This is a genomic window from Nostoc sp. JL34, from assembly GCF_017114945.1.
Classification (GTDB): Bacteria; Cyanobacteriota; Cyanobacteriia; order Cyanobacteriales; family Nostocaceae; genus Nostoc.
Genome location: NZ_JABXKQ010000020.1, coordinates 23,257 through 42,305, shown reverse-complemented (window position 1 = coordinate 42,305; position 19,049 = coordinate 23,257). Strand labels below are relative to the sequence as shown.

General features: G+C 41.4%; 19 protein-coding genes. 8 read left to right on the top strand and 11 right to left on the bottom strand.

Annotated features, from left to right (window positions below):
* The first annotated feature begins 199 nt into the window (after nt 1-199).
* From chlP to HWQ44_RS03130, 3 genes are all read left to right on the top strand, one after another.
* Nucleotides 200-1,420: a geranylgeranyl reductase gene (gene chlP, locus HWQ44_RS03140; protein ID WP_292714657.1), complete on the top strand. Its 1,221-nt coding sequence runs from the start codon at nt 200-202 to the stop codon at nt 1,418-1,420.
* Nucleotides 1,421-1,574: 154 nt separating this feature from the next.
* Entirely contained in the window at nt 1,575-2,405 is an 831-nt protein-coding gene (locus tag HWQ44_RS03135; protein ID WP_292714655.1) for a GNAT family N-acetyltransferase, read from the top strand.
* Between the two features lie 191 nt (nt 2,406-2,596).
* The gene (locus HWQ44_RS03130) at nt 2,597-3,949 is read left to right on the top strand and encodes a pentapeptide repeat-containing protein (RefSeq protein WP_292714652.1); all 1,353 of its coding nucleotides are present in this window, start codon (nt 2,597-2,599) and stop codon (nt 3,947-3,949) included.
* Between the two features lie 20 nt (nt 3,950-3,969).
* Here HWQ44_RS03130 and HWQ44_RS03125 read toward each other — a convergent pair whose 3' ends face one another.
* From HWQ44_RS03125 to HWQ44_RS03115, 3 genes are all read right to left on the bottom strand, one after another.
* Complete coding sequence (locus tag HWQ44_RS03125) at nt 3,970-4,584, bottom strand: Uma2 family endonuclease (RefSeq protein ID WP_292714649.1); 615 nt, start codon at nt 4,582-4,584, stop codon at nt 3,970-3,972.
* Between the two features lie 146 nt (nt 4,585-4,730).
* Nucleotides 4,731-5,516, bottom strand: coding sequence for a type I methionyl aminopeptidase (map, locus tag HWQ44_RS03120; RefSeq protein WP_292714646.1), 786 nt, complete (start codon nt 5,514-5,516; stop codon nt 4,731-4,733).
* Nucleotides 5,517-5,526: 10 nt separating this feature from the next.
* A complete protein-coding gene (locus HWQ44_RS03115; protein ID WP_292714643.1) occupies nt 5,527-6,537 on the bottom strand; it encodes a Gfo/Idh/MocA family oxidoreductase in 1,011 nt (336 codons plus the stop codon).
* A gap of 763 nt (nt 6,538-7,300) precedes the next feature.
* On the opposite strand from HWQ44_RS03115, the gene HWQ44_RS03110 reads away from it, so the two are divergent.
* On the top strand, nt 7,301-7,600 hold the full coding sequence (locus HWQ44_RS03110) for a ferredoxin (RefSeq protein WP_069073385.1): 300 nt from the start codon (nt 7,301-7,303) through the stop codon (nt 7,598-7,600).
* A gap of 305 nt (nt 7,601-7,905) precedes the next feature.
* On the opposite strand, the gene HWQ44_RS03105 is transcribed toward HWQ44_RS03110, so the two are convergent.
* The gene (locus HWQ44_RS03105) at nt 7,906-9,495 is read right to left on the bottom strand and encodes a SpoIID/LytB domain-containing protein (protein WP_292714749.1); all 1,590 of its coding nucleotides are present in this window, start codon (nt 9,493-9,495) and stop codon (nt 7,906-7,908) included.
* A gap of 270 nt (nt 9,496-9,765) precedes the next feature.
* On the opposite strand from HWQ44_RS03105, the gene HWQ44_RS03100 reads away from it, so the two are divergent.
* The 4 genes from HWQ44_RS03100 (at nt 9,766) to HWQ44_RS03085 (ending at nt 12,704) form a co-directional block, all read left to right on the top strand.
* Nucleotides 9,766-10,029, top strand: a complete 264-nt coding sequence (locus HWQ44_RS03100; RefSeq protein ID WP_292714638.1) for a sulfiredoxin — start codon at nt 9,766-9,768, stop codon at nt 10,027-10,029.
* Nucleotides 10,030-10,160: 131 nt separating this feature from the next.
* The gene (locus tag HWQ44_RS03095; protein ID WP_292714635.1) at nt 10,161-10,652 is read left to right on the top strand and encodes a Dps family protein; all 492 of its coding nucleotides are present in this window, start codon (nt 10,161-10,163) and stop codon (nt 10,650-10,652) included.
* Between the two features lie 96 nt (nt 10,653-10,748).
* Nucleotides 10,749-11,402 carry a nucleotide exchange factor GrpE gene (grpE, locus tag HWQ44_RS03090; protein WP_292714633.1) on the top strand — a complete coding sequence of 218 codons (654 nt, stop codon included), beginning with the start codon at nt 10,749-10,751 and terminating at the stop codon, nt 11,400-11,402.
* A 975-nt stretch (nt 11,403-12,377) separates the two neighbouring features.
* Nucleotides 12,378-12,704: an STAS domain-containing protein gene (locus HWQ44_RS03085; protein ID WP_292714630.1), complete on the top strand. Its 327-nt coding sequence runs from the start codon at nt 12,378-12,380 to the stop codon at nt 12,702-12,704.
* On the opposite strand, the gene HWQ44_RS03080 is transcribed toward HWQ44_RS03085, so the two are convergent.
* The 7 genes from HWQ44_RS03080 to HWQ44_RS03050 all read right to left on the bottom strand — a co-directional run bounded on the left by HWQ44_RS03080 (nt 12,705) and on the right by HWQ44_RS03050 (nt 18,997).
* Complete coding sequence (locus tag HWQ44_RS03080) at nt 12,705-13,841, bottom strand: SpoIIE family protein phosphatase (RefSeq protein ID WP_292714627.1); 1,137 nt, start codon at nt 13,839-13,841, stop codon at nt 12,705-12,707.
* 147 nt (nt 13,842-13,988) lie between these two features.
* Nucleotides 13,989-14,756, bottom strand: a complete 768-nt coding sequence (locus HWQ44_RS03075) for a DUF1350 family protein (protein ID WP_292714624.1) — start codon at nt 14,754-14,756, stop codon at nt 13,989-13,991.
* Between the two features lie 231 nt (nt 14,757-14,987).
* A complete protein-coding gene (locus tag HWQ44_RS03070; RefSeq protein WP_292714621.1) occupies nt 14,988-15,707 on the bottom strand; it encodes a hypothetical protein in 720 nt (239 codons plus the stop codon).
* Nucleotides 15,708-16,176: 469 nt separating this feature from the next.
* Nucleotides 16,177-17,196, bottom strand: coding sequence for a M48 family metallopeptidase (locus HWQ44_RS03065; protein ID WP_292714618.1), 1,020 nt, complete (start codon nt 17,194-17,196; stop codon nt 16,177-16,179).
* 6 nt (nt 17,197-17,202) lie between these two features.
* Nucleotides 17,203-17,790, bottom strand: a complete 588-nt coding sequence (locus HWQ44_RS03060) for a LemA family protein (protein WP_292714615.1) — start codon at nt 17,788-17,790, stop codon at nt 17,203-17,205.
* Nucleotides 17,791-18,124: 334 nt separating this feature from the next.
* Nucleotides 18,125-18,376, bottom strand: coding sequence for a hypothetical protein (locus tag HWQ44_RS03055; protein ID WP_292714612.1), 252 nt, complete (start codon nt 18,374-18,376; stop codon nt 18,125-18,127).
* Nucleotides 18,377-18,403: 27 nt separating this feature from the next.
* Nucleotides 18,404-18,997, bottom strand: a complete 594-nt coding sequence (locus tag HWQ44_RS03050) for a Uma2 family endonuclease (protein ID WP_292714609.1) — start codon at nt 18,995-18,997, stop codon at nt 18,404-18,406.
* Nucleotides 18,998-19,049: the final 52 nt, after the last annotated feature.

Sequence of the window (19,049 nt, the reverse complement as noted above, 5' to 3'; positions counted from 1 at the left end):
TTAGGGACTGGGAACTAGGGACTGGGTAGGTAATATTCTTCATTCTTCCCAATCCCCAATCCCCAATCCCCAGTCCCCATTCGTATCGAAACATTAAGGAATATTGCATTTGTGCAGAAACCTGGAGGAAAAGCGCCAAATCACCAGAAAGACCGTGGTAGTATGCTCTCGGTAAATGTGAAGATTGGGAGAAAGACCTTTGACACTACGGGTTGCTGTTATTGGGTCAGGCCCTGCTGGTTCATCTGCCGCTGAAACACTGGCAGCCTCTGGGATTGAAACCTACCTGTTTGAGCGGAAGTTAGACAATGCAAAGCCTTGTGGGGGTGCAATTCCCCTATGTATGGTGAGTGAATTTGACTTATCACCAGAGATTATCGATCGCCGGGTACGGAAGATGAAAATGATTTCGCCTTCCAATCGCGAGGTTGATATCAATCTGATAAATGAAGATGAATATATAGGAATGTGCCGCCGGGAAGTGCTGGATGGCTTTTTGCGCGATCGCGCGGCAAAAGTAGGCGCAAATTTAATTAATGCCACTGTTCATAAACTCGATATACCAGGAAACAATACTGATCCCTATACCATCCATTACATTGACCATACAGATGGGATATCACAGGGGATTGCTAAAACCCTGAAGGTGGATCTAATTATTGGGGCAGATGGGGCTAATTCCCGCGTTGCCAAGGAAATGGACGCTGGGGATTACAATTATGCGATCGCCTTCCAAGAGCGAATTCGCTTACCCGAAGACAAAATGGCCTACTATAACGACCTCGCCGAAATGTATGTTGGTGATGACGTTTCTACTGACTTCTACGCTTGGGTTTTCCCCAAATATGACCACGTAGCTGTCGGTACTGGTACAATGCACATCAATAAAGCCAGCATCAAACAGTTACAAGCTGGTATCCGCGCTCGTGCTTCCGAGAAGCTAGCAGGCGGTAAAATCATCAAAGTCGAAGCCCACCCCATTCCGGAACATCCCCGTCCCCGTCGTGTTGTCGGTCGCATCGCCTTGGTGGGAGATGCTGCTGGTTACGTTACCAAGTCTTCTGGTGAAGGTATTTATTTTGCCGCTAAATCTGGGCGGATGTGTGCCGAAACCATTGTAGAAACATCTAACAGTGGTAGCCGTATTCCTACAGAAGGCGACCTCAAGATTTATCTGAAGCGTTGGGATAAAAGATATGGACTCACTTACAAGGTGTTGGACATTCTGCAAACCGTGTTCTATCGTTCCAACGCTACCCGTGAGGCGTTTGTGGAAATGTGTGATGACCTCGATGTGCAACGGCTAACATTCGATAGCTATCTGTATAAGACGGTTGTCCCTGCTAATCCCATCACCCAATTGAAGATTACTGCCAAAACCATTGGTAGTCTAATTCGGGGTAATGCCCTTGCACCTTAATTGAGTGCAAAGGATTGGGAATTCCAACAAATACATTACTCAATTTTGTGGGGTGGACATCCTTGCACGCTCATGAATCAGGGCAGGCAAGATGCCCACCCCACAATATATATTTTTATTATTTGATGGTAATGGTTAGTGAGGAAGGCTAATCATGCAACTAAATCGATTCGACAACATTCAGGAATTCTGGCACTGCACTCAGGCTTACTTACTCCAGCATCAGGTAGAAAATAATGTTTTACTCAGTATTTTGCATACCTTGTTGTATAACCCAGAACTTTATCTGGGTAAGCCTTATTTAGTAATTGTCCAAACAAGTGGCGAGATTGGGGCTGTTGCCATCCGCACCCCACCCCAAAAATTGATCCTATCCACAGCCCAGAATATGGATGCTTTGCAGTTGATTGCTCAAGATTTGCGTCAAGAGCAACTGCCAGGAAGCATGGGACTGGCTAAAGAGGTAGAAATATTCTCGCAGATTTGGCAAGCCCTGACAGAACAATTTTATCAACGGTCGGTGGTAATGAAAATTTACCAATTAATGGCAGTGCAAAGAGTCTCAACGGCCAGAGGATATCTTAGACTGGCAACTGAAGGCGATCGCTCTCTATTGATCGAGTGGCTTTCTGCATTTTTATCTGAGATAGATCAGGCGGTGAGCGAAGATGTCGAACACCAAGTAGATAATCGGTTGAAACAGCAGAATACTTATTTTTGGGTTGATAGCACTCCAGTTTCAGTTGCATCTAGTAAACAAGTGTTACCTACAATTGGTCGGATCAATTTAGCTTATACACCACCAGAGTATCGTCGCCAAGGATATGCCACTGCCTGTGTCGCAGCGTTAAGCCAAAAACTGCTAGACCAGGGATGCCACAATTGTTTCCTCATAGCAGATTTAGCCAATCCCACAGCCAATCATATTTATCAAGCGATTGGCTATCGCCCCATTTGCGATTGGCACGAATACTCATTCACCTAGAAGGAGTAAGCATAATAAAGCGATCGCTCCAGGGTGTTAAATTCAGGTAATTAACAGGTCTGGCGATGACTCTCAGCGCAATAGTCGTAGTTGCCAAAAGGACAAGCAAAAATAATCTTCAGCCTGTTTTTTAAGAATTTACTGCGGTAGGAACGCTGCATAACGTGGATTGAGGGGGCAAAATAGAAAACATGACAATTGAATCCGATTCCTCTAATCTACCAACCCCAAAACCAGCCCCCGAAAACGATTTGCAACCAGATGACTTTGACGGGAGTGCAACTGAGAAAAACCTCAGCTCAGAAGTACTAGCGACACAACAAGCACTAGCAGCGATCGCATCTTTAAAATCTCCGCAACAGACAATTGCTTTACAACAAGCCCGTTCTGACTTCAAGCAACCCATTACCAAGCAATTTACAGTTAAGCCGAGGGCATTGCTGATTACTCTAATCGCGATCGCCATCACCTTTATTGGAATTATCCTCAATAACTGGATTGTTGGTATCATCGGAACACTGATAACTTTGCTGTTATCCCTGGCGATATTATTGCCTTGGTTGCAAGAAGTTTTAGACGAATGGTTTTCACCCCAAGAACGCACCCTGTTTGTGGCCTTTTTGGGACTACTAGTCGCGATCATCGGCTTGATCAGGTTCACGGGTGTGGGCGATCGCTTACTACTTTTAGGACGCCAAATTAACTGGGACATTGCTGGAACCCTCGCAGATTGGTTTGGCGCTTTGGGGCAAATTCTCATCGCCATCATTGCCGTTTACGTAGCATGGCGACAATATGTGATTTCCAAAGACTTGACAATTCAGCAAAACCTGCTAACAGTTCAGCAAAACATTATCACCCAGCAGCAGACGATTGATTCCTATTTCCAAGGCGTTTCAGACTTGGTATTAGATGAAGAAGGATTATTAGAAGATTGGCCCCAAGAAAGAGCGATCGCTGAAGGACGCACTGCGGCAATTTTAAGTAGTGTTGATGGTAGTGGGAAAGCGAAAATTCTCCGTTTTCTCTCACGTTCCAAGTTACTGTCACCTCTCAAACGCGATCGCTTATTAGGTCGAGCCATTCTTGATGGAACTGGCGGATATGCAGAAGACCGCCTCGAAGGTGTGCGCGTCATCGATTTAGGGGTAATGCTAGCCGCAGCAGACCTATCTGGTACTGATTTACGTTGGACTGACCTCAGCGAAGCTAATCTTGTCCGTGCGAACCTGTCCGGTTGTGACTTAGTAAAAGCCAACCTCTCCCGCACAATTTTATACGGTGCTAATCTCAACGGTGCTGACATCAACGGGATTCGCTTATTCTATGGTGTAGTAGATAAAGCATCACCCCGCAGTCGCACTCAAGCACCAGATTATGAAACCGGCGAACAAACTGGCGCTGTGGTAGAAAATGCCGATTTCAGCAATGTGCAACGGATTTCTGAGTCTACACGTAACTACTGTTGCACTTGGGGTGGCGAAAAAACTAGAGGTACTATTCCTGGTGGTTGTGAAGGTATTCCTAATAAGTTGGGAAGATAGTTATAAGACTAGATAAAAAATTAGTTAGCCGCATTAAAAATCTGTTGTGCAGTTAAATTTAATTGGGGAAAATTAGGTGATAAAATCGCTGTATTGCCTTCAAAAGGTGTCATTTGATATTCGCCATCAACTAATTCGCATATAAAAATAGTGGGTTGTTTGGGATTGCCGATAAACTTTCTTGCACCCAATGCAGCATAATCAGCAATCCAATATTCGGGAATTCCCATTTCTTCATAATCTCTAAATTTATTGTAGTAATCATCTCGCCAGTTGCTTGAAACAACTTCAATAACTATTGGAACCGATGCTGCAAGGCTTACTGTTGACTGTTTTTGAAAAAGTGGTTCATTGTCGAGATTATCAAGATTTAACAGCAACACATCAGGCGAATAAGCGGATTCGGCAGAAGGAGTTTTGACCAATGCGGTTTTGGGAATTCCGTAGGGGAAATTAAGACGATCGAACTCCACAGTTAATTTTCGCGACAAAAATGCAATAACTTTTTCATGTGTTCCGGTTGGAGGCGGCATTTCAATAATTACTCCTTTGTGCAACTCATAGCGTTTTCCATCGTTGGGATACCATTCGATAAATTCATTGAAGGTTAGTAATTTGGGCAACGCTTGGGTCATAATCTTACCTCCATAACAGAGAGCGCTGAGAAAAAAAACAAGAGATTTTATGACATTCTTGAGCGAACAAAATATAAGTTTTTCAGGAATTGGAACTAGTGACTTTGGCTCCTTCCAAATGAAAGGAATTTTTCATCATAATGTTGTCATACAGCCCAGTAATTCTCGCCTTCAGGTAGGGTGAGGATTTCAACGCCATCTTCAGTTACAGCTAAGGTATGCTCACATTGAGCAGAAAGTTTGCGATCGCGCGTTACCGCAGTCCACTTGTCGCTGAGAACTTCAACTTCGTAAGTACCTTCATTAATCATTGGCTCAATAGTAAAAACCATCCCCGGTCTCAGGCGCTTGCCCTTACCACGTGTACCATAGTGGGGAACATCCGGCGCAGTATGGAAAATGTTACTGATGCCGTGTCCAACGAAATCTCGCACTACAGAAAAGCCTTCTGCTTCAGCATACTCTTGAATGGCTGCACCAATGTCGCCAATGCGTCCCCCAGGTTTAACTTCAGCAATACCTAAGCGCAAACACTTTTCTGTCACTTCTACCAGCTTTCTCGTTTTTGGCGAAGGAGTACCGACAAAAAATGTCTTCGATGTATCGCCGTGATAACCCTCAACAATCGGCGTGACATCAATATTAATGATGTCACCTTCCTTGAGAATTTGCTTGGCATTGGGAATGCCGTGACAAATTACCTCATTTACACTAGTGCAAATCGACTTCGGATAACCCTTATAGCCAAGGGGTGCGCTTTTTGCTCCATGCGCTTGCGTCCAACGTTCGGCTTCATCATTGAGTTCAAGAGTGCTAACCCCTGGCTTCACAAAGGGTTCCAAATGCTGGAGAAGTTTGGCTGCTAAACGCCCAGCTTGACGCATCTTGTCTAATTCTCGTTGGGATAAAATAACAATTAGTTCGGTTTTCATTAACTTTTATCTAGATATTTTTCATAAACATAGTTAACCCTGTCTGTGCGGCTCTTTGTGCAGCATCAGCAACCTTTAGGGTATACAAGCTCTCCTCTGGGGTAACATACAAAGGAGTGCCTTCAAAAAGATGGTCTAACACCATACTCGTGTCTTTGGCGAATAAACCCCGGCGAGGGCCAACCTCTATAGGTGTTGTTTCCCCTGGCTGGATGAAAATTCCGGTGTCGCCATCAAAAATTAAACCACCTTTTTCCCCGTGAACTTCAAACTTGCGTTCTGATTGCCAAATACTTTCACCCTTGCCATAGACTACTTGGGCTAAAAGTCCACTGTCAAAGCACAGTTCACTAGTGCAGAAACAGGTTTGGTAATATTCCGGTTCTATTTCCCAATATCGCTGGTGACAGTTAACTGTAAATACTTTACCAAATAAATCTGTGAGACGATGTAGGCGAGACAACGCCCCCATTAAGGGAAAACCGAACAACTCGTGGTTATAAGTCCATTTGCGGGGTGCAGGATTCTGGGAATTTATGGTGCTGTAGCGAACATAAAACACTTCACCAATTTTGGCTAAGTTTTGCTTTAAAGCTTGATGCAAACCACCCAAAAGTTCTAGGTGTTCTACATGCAGGAGTTTTTGTTGTGCTTTGGCTAAGGCAATCAGTTCCTCGGCTTCGACTACATCCAAAGAGAGAGGATACTCGACAATTACGTGTTTACCGTTAGTAAGGGCTGCACGAGCGATCGCACCATGATCTCGATTAATAGTGGAGATCATCACTAGGTCTATATCTTCACGCTCTACTAGCTCTTGCCAAGTACTCAACGCTTCAATCTGGTACTCTTTGGCAAAGATTTCTGTTTTATCTGGCGTATGACCAACAACTGCGACTAAATGCGATCGCACTTGCTCATCATGGAGCAATGCCTCAGCGCGAAACTTTGCCGCATACCCAGTACCTACCAAACCTACACGCACTCTTGCTTTTTCCAAAGCTGCCTCTGAATTATACATGATCCTCACTAGTTCTGTTTTTGATGATCTTCCTACGCTTCTAGTGGTGAGATTCTCTCTTCATGGGTTTCACCAGTCTAGACTCTACAACATTCGTCCTACCCCCTCAAGGACTAATGACACTTTATTTGAAGCTAGGCAGAAGTACGTATGCTCAAAAGGGGAGACTTCAAAACAAAAGCCCCCTTTTTGAGAGCAAGCTGTTTGATTTCATCAGGTAAGAACTTTGTCAAAATGATCAGCAAAAAAAATTGGGAAATTGGGAAACAGAAAATTTCAGTGCGATCGCAGCAGCGCTTGTCTACGAGACACTCCGCGTCAGTTTGCTTTCAGAGTAGGGGTATGCGATCGCTATAATGGTTGTTTAATCAGATTTTTTAATGATTTTTTTGCTAATCACGCTTGTAAATCAGCGCCTTTTAGGAGATGAAACAGCCCTGCTTTTTGAGGGAGTTGGGATATTTCTTCTGCGTAAGTCCTACAAAATACAGGCAACATTAATCTCACTCATGTTTTATTCCCCATGACATAAGTTTTTCTAATCACAACCTCACTAGGGGGGGAAATAATATAAATAAAACTTATCGGGATTAAGCAACTAAATTTCATTACTAATCGGGTTCAATTTCCAGTTACATCGTTTAATTTTTCTCGTAGTATCAGAATTGAAGCAAATTTAAACCAGCGGCTAATTCCACAGAACAGCCGCGACCTTTGCCTTAAGATAACTTATACTGCCGTTTGCAAAAGAGAGGATTACTCAATGCCAACTTATAAAGTGACACTAATCAACGAGGCCGAAGGACTAAATAAAACACTTGACGTTGATGACGATACCTATATTCTAGACGCGGCTGAAGAAGCTGGTCTTGACTTGCCTTACTCTTGCCGCGCTGGTGCTTGCTCGACCTGTGCAGGTAAAATCGTATCAGGTAGTGTCGATCAGGGTGACCAATCATTTTTAGATGATGAACAAATCGAAAAGGGATATGTACTGACTTGTGTGGCCTACCCAACCTCTGACGTAACAATCGAAACTCACAAAGAAGAAGATCTTTACTAAGAGTTAAGCGACTCAAACATAAACCTCTTGCAAGAGTTACTAATGTTGAAAAAATAGAAGCATGGCGTTTAGGGTCAACATCCTCCCAGTGCCGTGTATACCTCTTGAAACGACTTTGACAAAAAGCCTAACTTTCGTTTTGAGCAGGAACACAGTAAATGTTGTGTTCCTGCTTAATTTTTGGCAGCAAATTTCAGGTATATTAGACCACGACTAAGATGGGGAGTACTTTAGTTAAATTACTTGAAAAGCCCTCTCAGTGTGGAGTTTCGTTGTACTTGATACTCCAAGTTAGTGTGAGTAATTCACAGCTTAATCTCTTTACTGAGAATTTGAATCTTAGTACCAGGATAGTAAAATTGGAGAATTTTTGGACTTGACCAACCTAGTTTTGCTAAATTTTGAGCGCCAGTTTGACTCAAGCCAACTCCATGTCCTAATCCACCACCAATAAAAGCGTATCCCCAGAGTTCCACTTTGCCTTTGTTCAAGGGTTCTATGTAAAAAAGCGTACTTGTGGGAGCGGCAAAAGCACTGCGAACTTCGTCTTTGTGCAGAATAAATGTGCTGTGATCAGTTTTAACCGCCAGTTCCAGGATACGTCCACTCTGGCTTCGCTTCACTACTGCCATCGCCTGAATTGTCTTAAATTTGGCATGAGGACTGTTTTTCACCTGCAAAAATTTCTGCAAGTCTTTGATAATATCCTTTAAAGGGGTTTCTTTGTGCCAACGAAACATATCCCACTTGCTTTCATTAAATCCTTGTTGCGTATTAATAAATTTTTGGAAGTTCTTTTCATCTGCTAAACTCTGCTTAGACAAGTCCCAAAAATTAGTCGGAGCATCCAGTACAGGGCGGAGATAAGGACGATCGTCGCCATTCCAGACATCGCTGAAGGAGGCGGTGACGCCACCAGTGGTGGAAGAATATAGGGCGTCTACTAGTTCATTTTTATAAGTTAGTACTTTACCCCTGGTTGAGGCGATCGCTTGGTCTGTTTTGGCAGCTGCTCCCTTCAGCCCATAATAAACTTGGCAGTGAGTATCCGCACACAACTGATAGTTATCTGCGGCAAACCTACGTAAATTTCTCAAGGCATAAGTCCGGGCGAGAATTGCCTGGGCTTCTAGGGCTGCTGTTGGTGCATCTGTGCCTATTTCATAAGGCACAACCCCACGCAAATAAATTTCTAAGGGGACTTGGTTAACTAGAGTGTATGTGCCGTATGCATTTGGCTGCAAATTCAGTCGGCCGGCATAAAGACGAGCATTTTCTGGTTTTTCGCTTTTATTCACCCGAATCAAGTTTTTCTCAGTGCTAATTTCCAAATCATTCGGGCTATAGCGATTACCATCCACCACCCAACTGACTCGTGGCACTTGTTTCAAAATTTTAGTATCAAGATATACTTTTTCTTGAGTAGAAGCTTGGATGTTTTGTAATAACAAGCGTCGCAGTAAAGGAGTGCTGTAAACATCTCGTTTAGCCCAAACCTGCCAACGTTCTGGCTGGGCTATTTCCACTTCCATTCCCTGAGAACGCCATTTATTAGCACTATCTTCCGCAGTTTCAAAAGTGCGGTATGTGCCCAAAACTACCACTTCTTCGACTGCTGACTGGGGTAAAGCTTGCATGACTGTTTCCAGCTTTACAGGGTTCTTAGTAAACAGGATTTGCTGCTTATTGCCCGCTTGAAATTTTAGCTTTAAGCGATCGCCTTTTATGGGTTCCAGTTGCAGCTTGGCTGTGGCTTCGGCGCCAAATCGCTGCACAATCCCAATTTTCAGTTCTATATCCTGGATGTTGCTCTCAGGCCCTGATGCAGCAGTCAGTCCCAATAGACAAAATGTTGTCATCACAGTGTGGGAAAAACGCCAAAACGAAAATTTCATGGCTACCTGATAGCGTTCGCGTAGCGTCTGGTAGAGTTGCGATCGCGAACAAGTACTAGCGATCGCGCAGCGTCTCGTAGAGAGCGTCTTCTGCCCCTTAATGCGTCGTTGGAGCTGATTTTCTAATTGCTTTGTAACGCGGTTTTTTTGTCGCATGAGCGCTCCAATGATACCATTAACAGTTTTGCCCCCCAAAAAGTTGCAAAACGAAGTCATAATGACTATGATTTATTTAGAGGCACAAAACAGAACTAGTTGGATAAACTCTTTATGGTTAGAGTCCAAGAAATTCCATTAAATCAGATAAAACGGCCATTGCCCCGTGCAAACGATCCAAAGAAAGTGCAAGCTTTAATGGAATCGATTGCGGAGATTGGGCAGCAAGAACCTATTGATGTCCTAGAAGTAGATGGACAATATTATGGCTTCTCTGGTTGCCATCGGTATGAAGCTTGCCAGCGTTTAGGCAAAGAAACCGTTTTAGCCAGAGTCCGTAAAGCACCCCGCAGCGTTTTGAAGATGCACTTGGCATAGATAATGGGGATTGGGCATGGGGAATGAGGCATGGAGAATGGGGACTAAGAACTAAAGACTTAATTTTCTTGCCAATGCCCAATGCTCAATGCCCAATCCCCAATTACATATAACCTAATTAGGAGAAAATTATGTCATCGAAAGTAACAGTCAAAAATGTAAATATCGGCATTGACGAGGCGAGTAGGGCTAAAATTGCCGACGGTTTATCTCACCTGTTGGCTGACACTTATACACTGTATCTGAAAACTCATAACTTTCATTGGAATGTAACGGGGCCGATGTTTCAAACATTGCATTTGATGTTTGAAACCCAGTATACAGAATTAGCGTTAGCAGTTGATTTAATAGCCGAGAGAATTAGAGCCCTTGGCTATCCCGCACCAGGAACCTACAGCGAATATGCCAAACTGAGTTCGATTCCAGAAACTCCCGGAGTTCCTAAAGCTGTGGAGATGATCCGCTTGCTAGTGGAAGGACAAGAAGCCGTAGTCAGAACTGCACGGTCTATTTTCGCCGTGGTAGAGGAAGTTAACGACGAACCTACCGCCGATTTATTGACTCAGCGGATGCAAGTACACGAAAAGACAGCTTGGATGTTGAGAAGTTTGCTGGAAGAATAGGGACTGGGGACTGGGGACTAGAGACTAAGAACTAAAGACTTAATTTTCTTGCCAATACCCAGTACCCAATACCTAATATCCAGTATCCAATACCCAATGCTCAATATTGACTTCACCCAAAAGTTGCAAAATTTAATGCAACAGGTAGGTATTTCTAGTTTTAAAGGGCTGAGTCGCGCTGCTGGTGTCTCAGAGCGTCAACTTTTGCGGTTACGCCAAGGAAAGCTAGAGCAGATGCGGGTAGATGTGCTGCTCAAGCTGTCGCCAGTGCTACAGATGCCATTGAATGAATTAATCACAACTTTTTCAACCGTAGAGTTATTACAAGATAAAACAGCGCCTACTCAGGAATTGTTACAAGAAATTACAGATTTAAGAAGAGAGTACGATCGCTCGCAACTTCAATTAGAACAACAGCGAGAGGTATTGCTACAAGAACTCCAGCAGTCGAGTTTGCAACTGCTGGAGTCTTTATTATTGCAATGGCCAACAGCAGCACAGAAAGCGCAGGAGAATCCACAGCTAGCAGCAGTCAAAATAGTACCGTTGGTGCAAAAACCCCTGGAAAAGCTTTTACAAGCGTGGGGAGTGGAAGCGATCGCACCCGTGGGAGCAGAATTACCCTATAATCCCCAACTACACCAATTGCTGGAGGGAACTGCAAAACTTGGAGAAACAGTTAAAGTACGCTACACTGGCTACCTTCAAGGTGAGAAACTGCTTTACAGAGCGAAAGTGAGTCCTGTTTGAGGGAGTTAGGAGTTGCAAATTCATAACTCTTTATTTTTTGTATTGTATGTTGATAAATGACAGATATTGGGAATACTGAAAATAGCAGAGGCGATCACCTCAGATAACTTCTGTTAGAGCATTAGTATAGGTTCGAGCTTGCTTGGCGCTGTTGAAACCGAAATTTTTGACTCTAGAGCGGCAGTCCAGAGGTAAATTATTTTAATTATGTAAGAAATTGGACATAAATAAACGTAGATGCTAGTTACTATCATAAGTACTCAGTAGTCAATCAAAGATTATGTCCACTAATGATTCTGATGTGAAACTCCGATAGTTGAGTAATTTTCATAGTATTTTTGCTTGTAGTGCTGAGTTAGGGCTGGAGACAGGGAAAATTTACTGGGTGCTGGCAGATGATCCACCACTTAGTACTCAGGCACAGTAACACCGCTACTAGACTCGGTTTAGCTGCGCGATCGTTGCGACGTATTGAATTTTAAATTGTTTAATCACGGCTATGATCATGAGATTTATTGGAGAATCTCAGTTTTGCAAAAATATTTGAGAAATAATCTGAAAAGCAATAACTTCAGCTTGTAGTTCAGTATACACATAGAACAATGAAATGTAAGTCGGCGCTAAAAAATCAACCTATGTGACGAAACATCAAATCAGCGAATAGCTTAAAATTTGGTCATTACACCTTTTTTACGGAACTAAACATACATGAGTTTTACCGTGCCGACTTACTTGCCTTATTTATTGATAATTGGTCTGTTTTTAGTATGAAAGCTATACTTAATTAAGTTAATCTGATTTCTTTGTGATTACAAAGAAATCAGATTAAAATATTTATAACTAATCTTTATATATTCTGATTAATTATCAATTATTATTCGATCTGTAATCTTAAGTTTTATTTTACAAGCATTTTTAAATGTTCTATAATAGCGAAATCAGAGCATCATTTACAAAAATTAGCGTGACATAATTATGAAAGAACAAGTAAAAGTTATTAAGCTCAGTGGGAATTTAAACGCCACAACTTCACAAGAATTTCGACAAAACATCACTGATATTATAGAAAATGGTGCGAAAATTGTGTTAGTTGATTTTAAAGATGTAACGTTTATGGATAGTTCAGGTTTGGGAGCTTTAGTCTTAGCTTTCAAAACCTTGCGAGCAGCGGATACTAAGCTTGTTCTCTGCTCAATCAATGAGCAAGTCAGGATATTATTTGAACTGACTAATATGGATAAAGTATTTGAAATATTCCCCAGTCAAGACGCATTTAATCAGGTTTTAGTATCCAAGACGTAATTAATCAAACTTAATTTGCAAAATAGATAAATCATCATCAAAACCATCTTTGGAGTTCAGGGCGATTAAATAACTCAGTACGTGATCGAGTTGGCTATCAACAGGATTTTGTAAGCTAACTAGTAGCTGAATAAAAGCATCTAAACTCCAAAGTGTACCATCTGATTTAGTGATTTCATAAGCACCATCACTAAAAATATAAAGGGTACTGAATTTTTCAATATTATAAAACCCATCAACATATTTTGCTTCTGGAAACATACCAACTGGCATACCGGGGGTTTTCAAGAGTTTAACTTCAGACTTCCTTGGAGATGTGCCGGTTACTAAAATTGCTGGTGGATGACCTGCACTAGCATAAATTAACTGGCGGTTAATTCGGTTATAAACTCCGTACCAAATCGTAAAGTATTTGTCATTTTGATAATTCATCTGGAAGGTATCATTCAAAGCCTTCAATACATCACTAGGTTGATAGTAATTCAGACCTTTGAGCGCACGGGAACGCAGCAGATTCAGCACTGAAACAGAGGGAAGGGTAGCTTTGAGGCCATGTCCAGCAGTATCGAGTAAGTAAATTGCTAGATAATCATCATCGAGCCAATAGTAATCGAAACAGTCACCGCCGAGTTGTCGTGAGGGAATGAATCGGAAATTTATATTGAAAGGTTCAGTCATGGAAAAAGGCAGCAGCGATCGCACATATTCTGCTGCTTCTGACATTTCTGATTCTAAAAGCAATTTTTGAGCCTGCAAATCTCTACTTAACTGATGCAGGCGTAATCCTGCTCTTACCCGTGCTTGTAATTCATTGTGTTCGATAGGTTTGGAGATAAAATCATCAGCACCAGCATCTAGACCTTTGACGCAATCGGCAACTGAATCTAAGGATGTTAATAAAATAAAGAATGTGGTGGAAAATTTGGGGTCTGTCTTAATGTGGTGGCAAACTTCCAGTCCAGTCAAACCTGGCATGATCCAATCACAAATAATTAGTGCAGGACGGTAAGCCAGTGCTTTTTCTATTCCTTCCTCGCCGCTACTAGCAGTAACTACCTCATAACCCTGTTTTTCCAACATCCTTTTCAGGAGTATTTTTATTGAATAGTCGTCATCAATTATTAGTATTTGAAACATATAAAGTTGTAGAAAAGACTCATTAATAATTAGCGGTATAAATAAAAATACGATAGTGGATAATTAGTTAGTAATATTATCGAGATATACTACTAACTGATTTTTATTTTTATGTCGAAGTTATGACTGTTTAAAAGTCATAACTTCTTATGGTGCTACCAGAGGATTTAACCACAAGAGGATGGTGGCTTTTAGCTGGTTTAAGTCACGGTATGCTTCTTGTTTAAACCATTGCCCTAAGGCATCAAAGGGGGTAAAAGATGTTCCAGTTTGCCATTTAATATCTTGACCTAGAGGTGTTGTATGATTTCCTGGTAACGTTTGTGCTGTCACCATCTCATCAAAACGTTCTTGTAAGATTTTGGTTAAAGCTGCCGATTGATCAATGGTGTCATTACTAAATTTTATTAATAAATTGCGCCGGATATTGTAACGATCTTGGACAAGCTTGTTAGTTTCCAAAGGTGAGGGGGTAAACTCGATTTTCAAAGTAGAATTGAACTGTTCTACTAGAGGGATAGCTTCTTTCGCGGCGTAGTTGTTGAAGGAGATTAAAATATTGCCCGCGCGTTCTACTTTAAAGAGGCTACCAATCAGCAAGTGAAGTTTACAGCCCATACTGTGTCCAACGCCGTAGATGGGGAAGTAAAGCTTGCGTAATGCCCCAGAGTCGTGTAAGCGTTCGAGAGTGCGGTCAAAGTTTAACAGCACAGATTTTGCGATCGCAGTATGATCCAATGTATTGACGAAAGGGGTTGCAATTACAACATAACCTTTACTTGCCAGTTGTTCTAGTAACCAGCGATAAGTGATGTGCGGTGCAGTGGCGACAAATGCACCTCCTAAAAAATGAACGATACCTATGGGATTTCGGGGAATGATTACCCAGTTTCCTCTAATTTCTTTCCAGTCCATGTGGATAAGCGATCGCTTTACGAATATTCTTTATGTTAGACCGGGGATTGCAACCGTGGGAAGGATTAGGGAAAAAGCCATTGAGAATATCTGGTGAGTAGGTTGAAAATCAACCAATTAGCAGCAGCATCTACACTTTCTCCAACTCTTACTGAGTGCTGAGTGAATTTAGGGGTGCTTTCTAAATCCCCATTACAAAACTTAATTACGAATTACGAATTACGAATTATCTTAACGCTGAGTCTGTAATCTTTTCATTTCGTGTTGCACATCTAAGGCAATTTGTAATGCTTCATTGAGTAACCTTCCATGTTCAGTAGCCTGTTCAGTTACTTGCATGGCTGTTAAAGTAGCTAAATTGTTGACAAATAGCTCTGTATTACCAAGGATAAAGCTCTTATTTTCCCTCAAAATTCTTTCTGTTTTTAAAGCCCGAACTAAATCAGTTTTTGTGAGTTGAAGCGCTTCGATAACACCCTCTCGTTCCTTTATAAGCACTTCTGGATTACCAGCTTCTTCTATTTGATCGTTAATATCAATGACTCTAATAACAGTATTGTATCTATTAACCTCATTCAACAGAATTTGCAGAGATTTTGTCATATTATTTTTAACAATTTTACTTCTACTTTTCCATATTAAATATAAGATAGTTTGCGTCAGACCACCAACCCAAAGACTTAATATAATTAATAATATCCAAGATGGAATTGTTATCCACGTAACAAAGAGCTTAATAATTATATCAAATAGAATATAGACAAAAACAAATGTAGAAAATCCAATAAAAACTACAGTTGCCCCTTCAGAGCTTTTAAGTTTTTGGATATATATATTTACTAATATCTTCAGAGGATTTGTAATGATTAGAAGTTCCTCATTGACAGGCAAATTAGTCAGCTTTTGCAGAGCATCCTGACTAATTTCCAAGCCCTGTAAATCATCCCGCACAGCTTTTCAACCCTTGCCAGAATAGTTATTTAATCTAATATAGCAATCAAATTTATAGAATGCTGGCATTTTGTCTAAACTTTTTCAGACAAGTTAATACTTATAGGCAATGGTAAAAAAATTGTACAATATGATACTCTTTTATCAAGATAACTATTTATACTATAAGAGTAAGGATAACGAAGATAAATTAATTGCCTGTAAATGCAATGAAAATGCAACAGGTTATTGTCCTAGTAAACAGCCATTTGGAACTACAATAAATAATAATGTAAAAGTCCGCAAAAACGGACTTTATTTGTCTAGTTATCAATAATTGCATCTCTCTCGTTACATTAACTTCGCTTTGGAGAAGATTGTTTCTGTTTTGAAACGCCACGCTGAGGATTTAAAAATGGCGGGATGGGACAGTCTAGCGTCAGAGCGATCGCTCTAAGTAAATCTGCTTCTGAAGGAGTAACTTTATTATCTAATAGTACTGTGTGGGCGCAAGCATCAACAATAGCCTGCTTGAGTTTAGGAGTGGCAAGGCGGAGGCGCTCAAACCCCCAACGCGGCGGATACGTTCTCCTAAAGGTGGGTGGGTAGAAAACAAATCTTCCCAGAAAGAGGGGTTAAGGGCATTGCCAAAAAACATGTGGCTGGCGGCTTCTGCTGCGGGCGAAATCAAGCGTGAATCCATCTGTTGGAGTTTTTGGAAGACTCCGGTAAGTCCGTTGGGGTTGCGAGTGAACTGTACGGCTGAGGCATCAGCAAGAAATTCGCGTTGGCGAGAGACTGCGGCTTTAATCAGGCGTCCGCAAAGTAATCCGATACCGCCAATTGCCATCAGTGCCAAGCCAAACGTCCACAGGGGTAAACCCTTATCTTCGCGGGAAGTCCCACGAATACGCCAGAGCAATTCTCCAGTTAAATAAATGAACAAAATCCCATGTAACAGTCCCACCAAACGCAAATTTAGCCGCATATCTCCATTGAGAATATGACTGAATTCGTGGCCGATGACTCCTTGTAGTTCATCCCGGTTCAGGTGTTGTAAAGTTCCACGGGTAACTCCAATTACAGCATCATTGGGCGTAAATCCGGCAGCAAAGGCATTAATGCTGGTTTCTCTGTCAAGGAGATAAACTTCTGGGACGGAAATACCAGAAGCGATCGCCATTTCCTCGACAATATTTAATAGTTGTCGCCCTTGTTCATCGGCCATATCTGGGAGTAAGAGTCTTCCCCCCAACTCCTGAGCAATTACGCTTCCTCCTTGACGGAGACAGGCAATTTTATATAAGCTTCCGACTGCGATCGCAATTATTGTAATCCCAGCCACGTAGAGAAATAACCCTGGATGCCACCAAACACGGGGAGCCATGCGGAACAAAAATAAAGTGGCAATATAAATCGCCATAATCATGACTGCGATCGACAGGGAAAATAACCCGATTAATTGTTGCGTATTTTGGCGTGCCCGATCCTGATGTTCAAAGAAATTCATAGATATTTAAAAAGACACGCGTGGGGCATTTCTCATTTCTGGAGTAGCTTCGGCGAGTAATTCTGCAACAGTAAAGTTAAAAGTATTTGCCACAAGGTTGCTGGGAAAAGATTCGCTTTTGGTGTTGTAAAGTGTCACGGCGTCATTAAAAGCCTGACGGGCAAAAGCAATCCGGTTTTCAGTGGAAGATAATTCTTCCATTACCTGAGTCATGGCGCGATCAGCTTTCAATTCTGGATAAGATTCTGAAAGTACCATCAACCGACTTAACGCACCCGTCAGCGCCCCTTCAGCATTACCTAACTGTTGCATCGCTTGGGGATCGCCGGGATTTTGTGCGGCACGACTGCTAGCATTAATTGCAGAATTCCGAGCCGCAATAACTGCTTCTAAGGTTTCTCGCTCATGTTTCATGTACCCTTTGGCAGTTTCCACCAAGTTGGGAATTAAATCATAGCGGCGTTGTAATTGAACATCGATTTGAGAGTAAGCATTTTTGTAACGGTTGCGATACTTGACTAAATCGTTGTAGCCATTAATGATAATTACAGCAACAATGGCAACTAAAACAACAGAAAATATTAAAAGCCCCATATTTTTAGATTATTTTCATCAGGTACTTACTTTCTTGCAGATTTACCAATCACGGTAATCCTTATATCCGGCAAAATTTATGTGGATATAAAGATGAGTCTACTTTCAGCAAGTTGGCTTCGTCGTCTGTAAAATTAGTTACGCAATTGCACTGATGTAGATAGTGTAAGATATTTTAAATAACCACAGAGGTACAAAGAACGCAGAGAGAAAGAAACACAAAGACAAGATAAATAATTTTTAACAATTCCAAACTTTTGTGAACTCCATCATCTTGCTTTTCTCTGTGTACTCTGTGCCTCTGTGGTTGATTATAAATTGTCGTCAGAGTAAGTTACCCATGAATATGAAGAAATAGGGAATAACCACTCGCAGCAAAAATAAAAAGGATAGCGGCAGGAAAAATTACTACATCCCTGACAATAAATAAAATCCAATCTTTTCTTAGTTCTTGTTTAAACTTAAGTTCTCTCAGGTTTCGCTCAAGTTCTACGTCTTCTTGTGACTGCAAATTTTCAGGTGTCAGAATTAGTGGATTGTCGCCTTCACTGGCAATTATTTTTGATAAATCTGTTCTATCTGTCATGCTGTTTAGACATCAATAATTAAAATATTACTGCCGAATTCCTTTAAGAAGCTCTGTCCTTGCTTCAATTATTGAAGGCATTAAAACACAACTTACTAACAAATTTATATCTAGCTCTGGTAGTAATTGACTTTGAGGAATTTGCTCGTACTTATCATTAGTAAGATGATATAAAGAGAAATGATTATTTTCCCAAAACCAGACTTCAGTAATGTTAAAACGCTTATATTTTTCTAGCTTATCTATACTGCCACTAGTAATATTTACTTCAATTGCTAAATCAGGATTTTCTTTCTTTTCCCCTATATAATAAGATTCATCAGGTTCAAAAGAAGCTCCCTTTTCTTTAGCGCGACGGGTAGCGCTACCTACAGGGATAAAATTTATACCTTTTTCAAAGAAGTAAAGCGCTAAAAATATAGCAATCACACTTTTAATAGCTTCGTGTTGTTCACCAAGAGTCATAAATTCCACACACCCATCAAGATAAGTTATCCGCAAACCTGGCGCATCTGCTGTTAAGGCTTCAAGTTTCTCAAATTCTTCCCAAGTGTAATGGCCAGGTAAGAGAAATCTCTGTTCTTGGAGGCTGGTGATTTTATCTAGGGTTTGTGGAGTCATATAGGTATCAGTGTCGAGTAAAATAGTTCACAAGCTATAATTGCGATCGCTT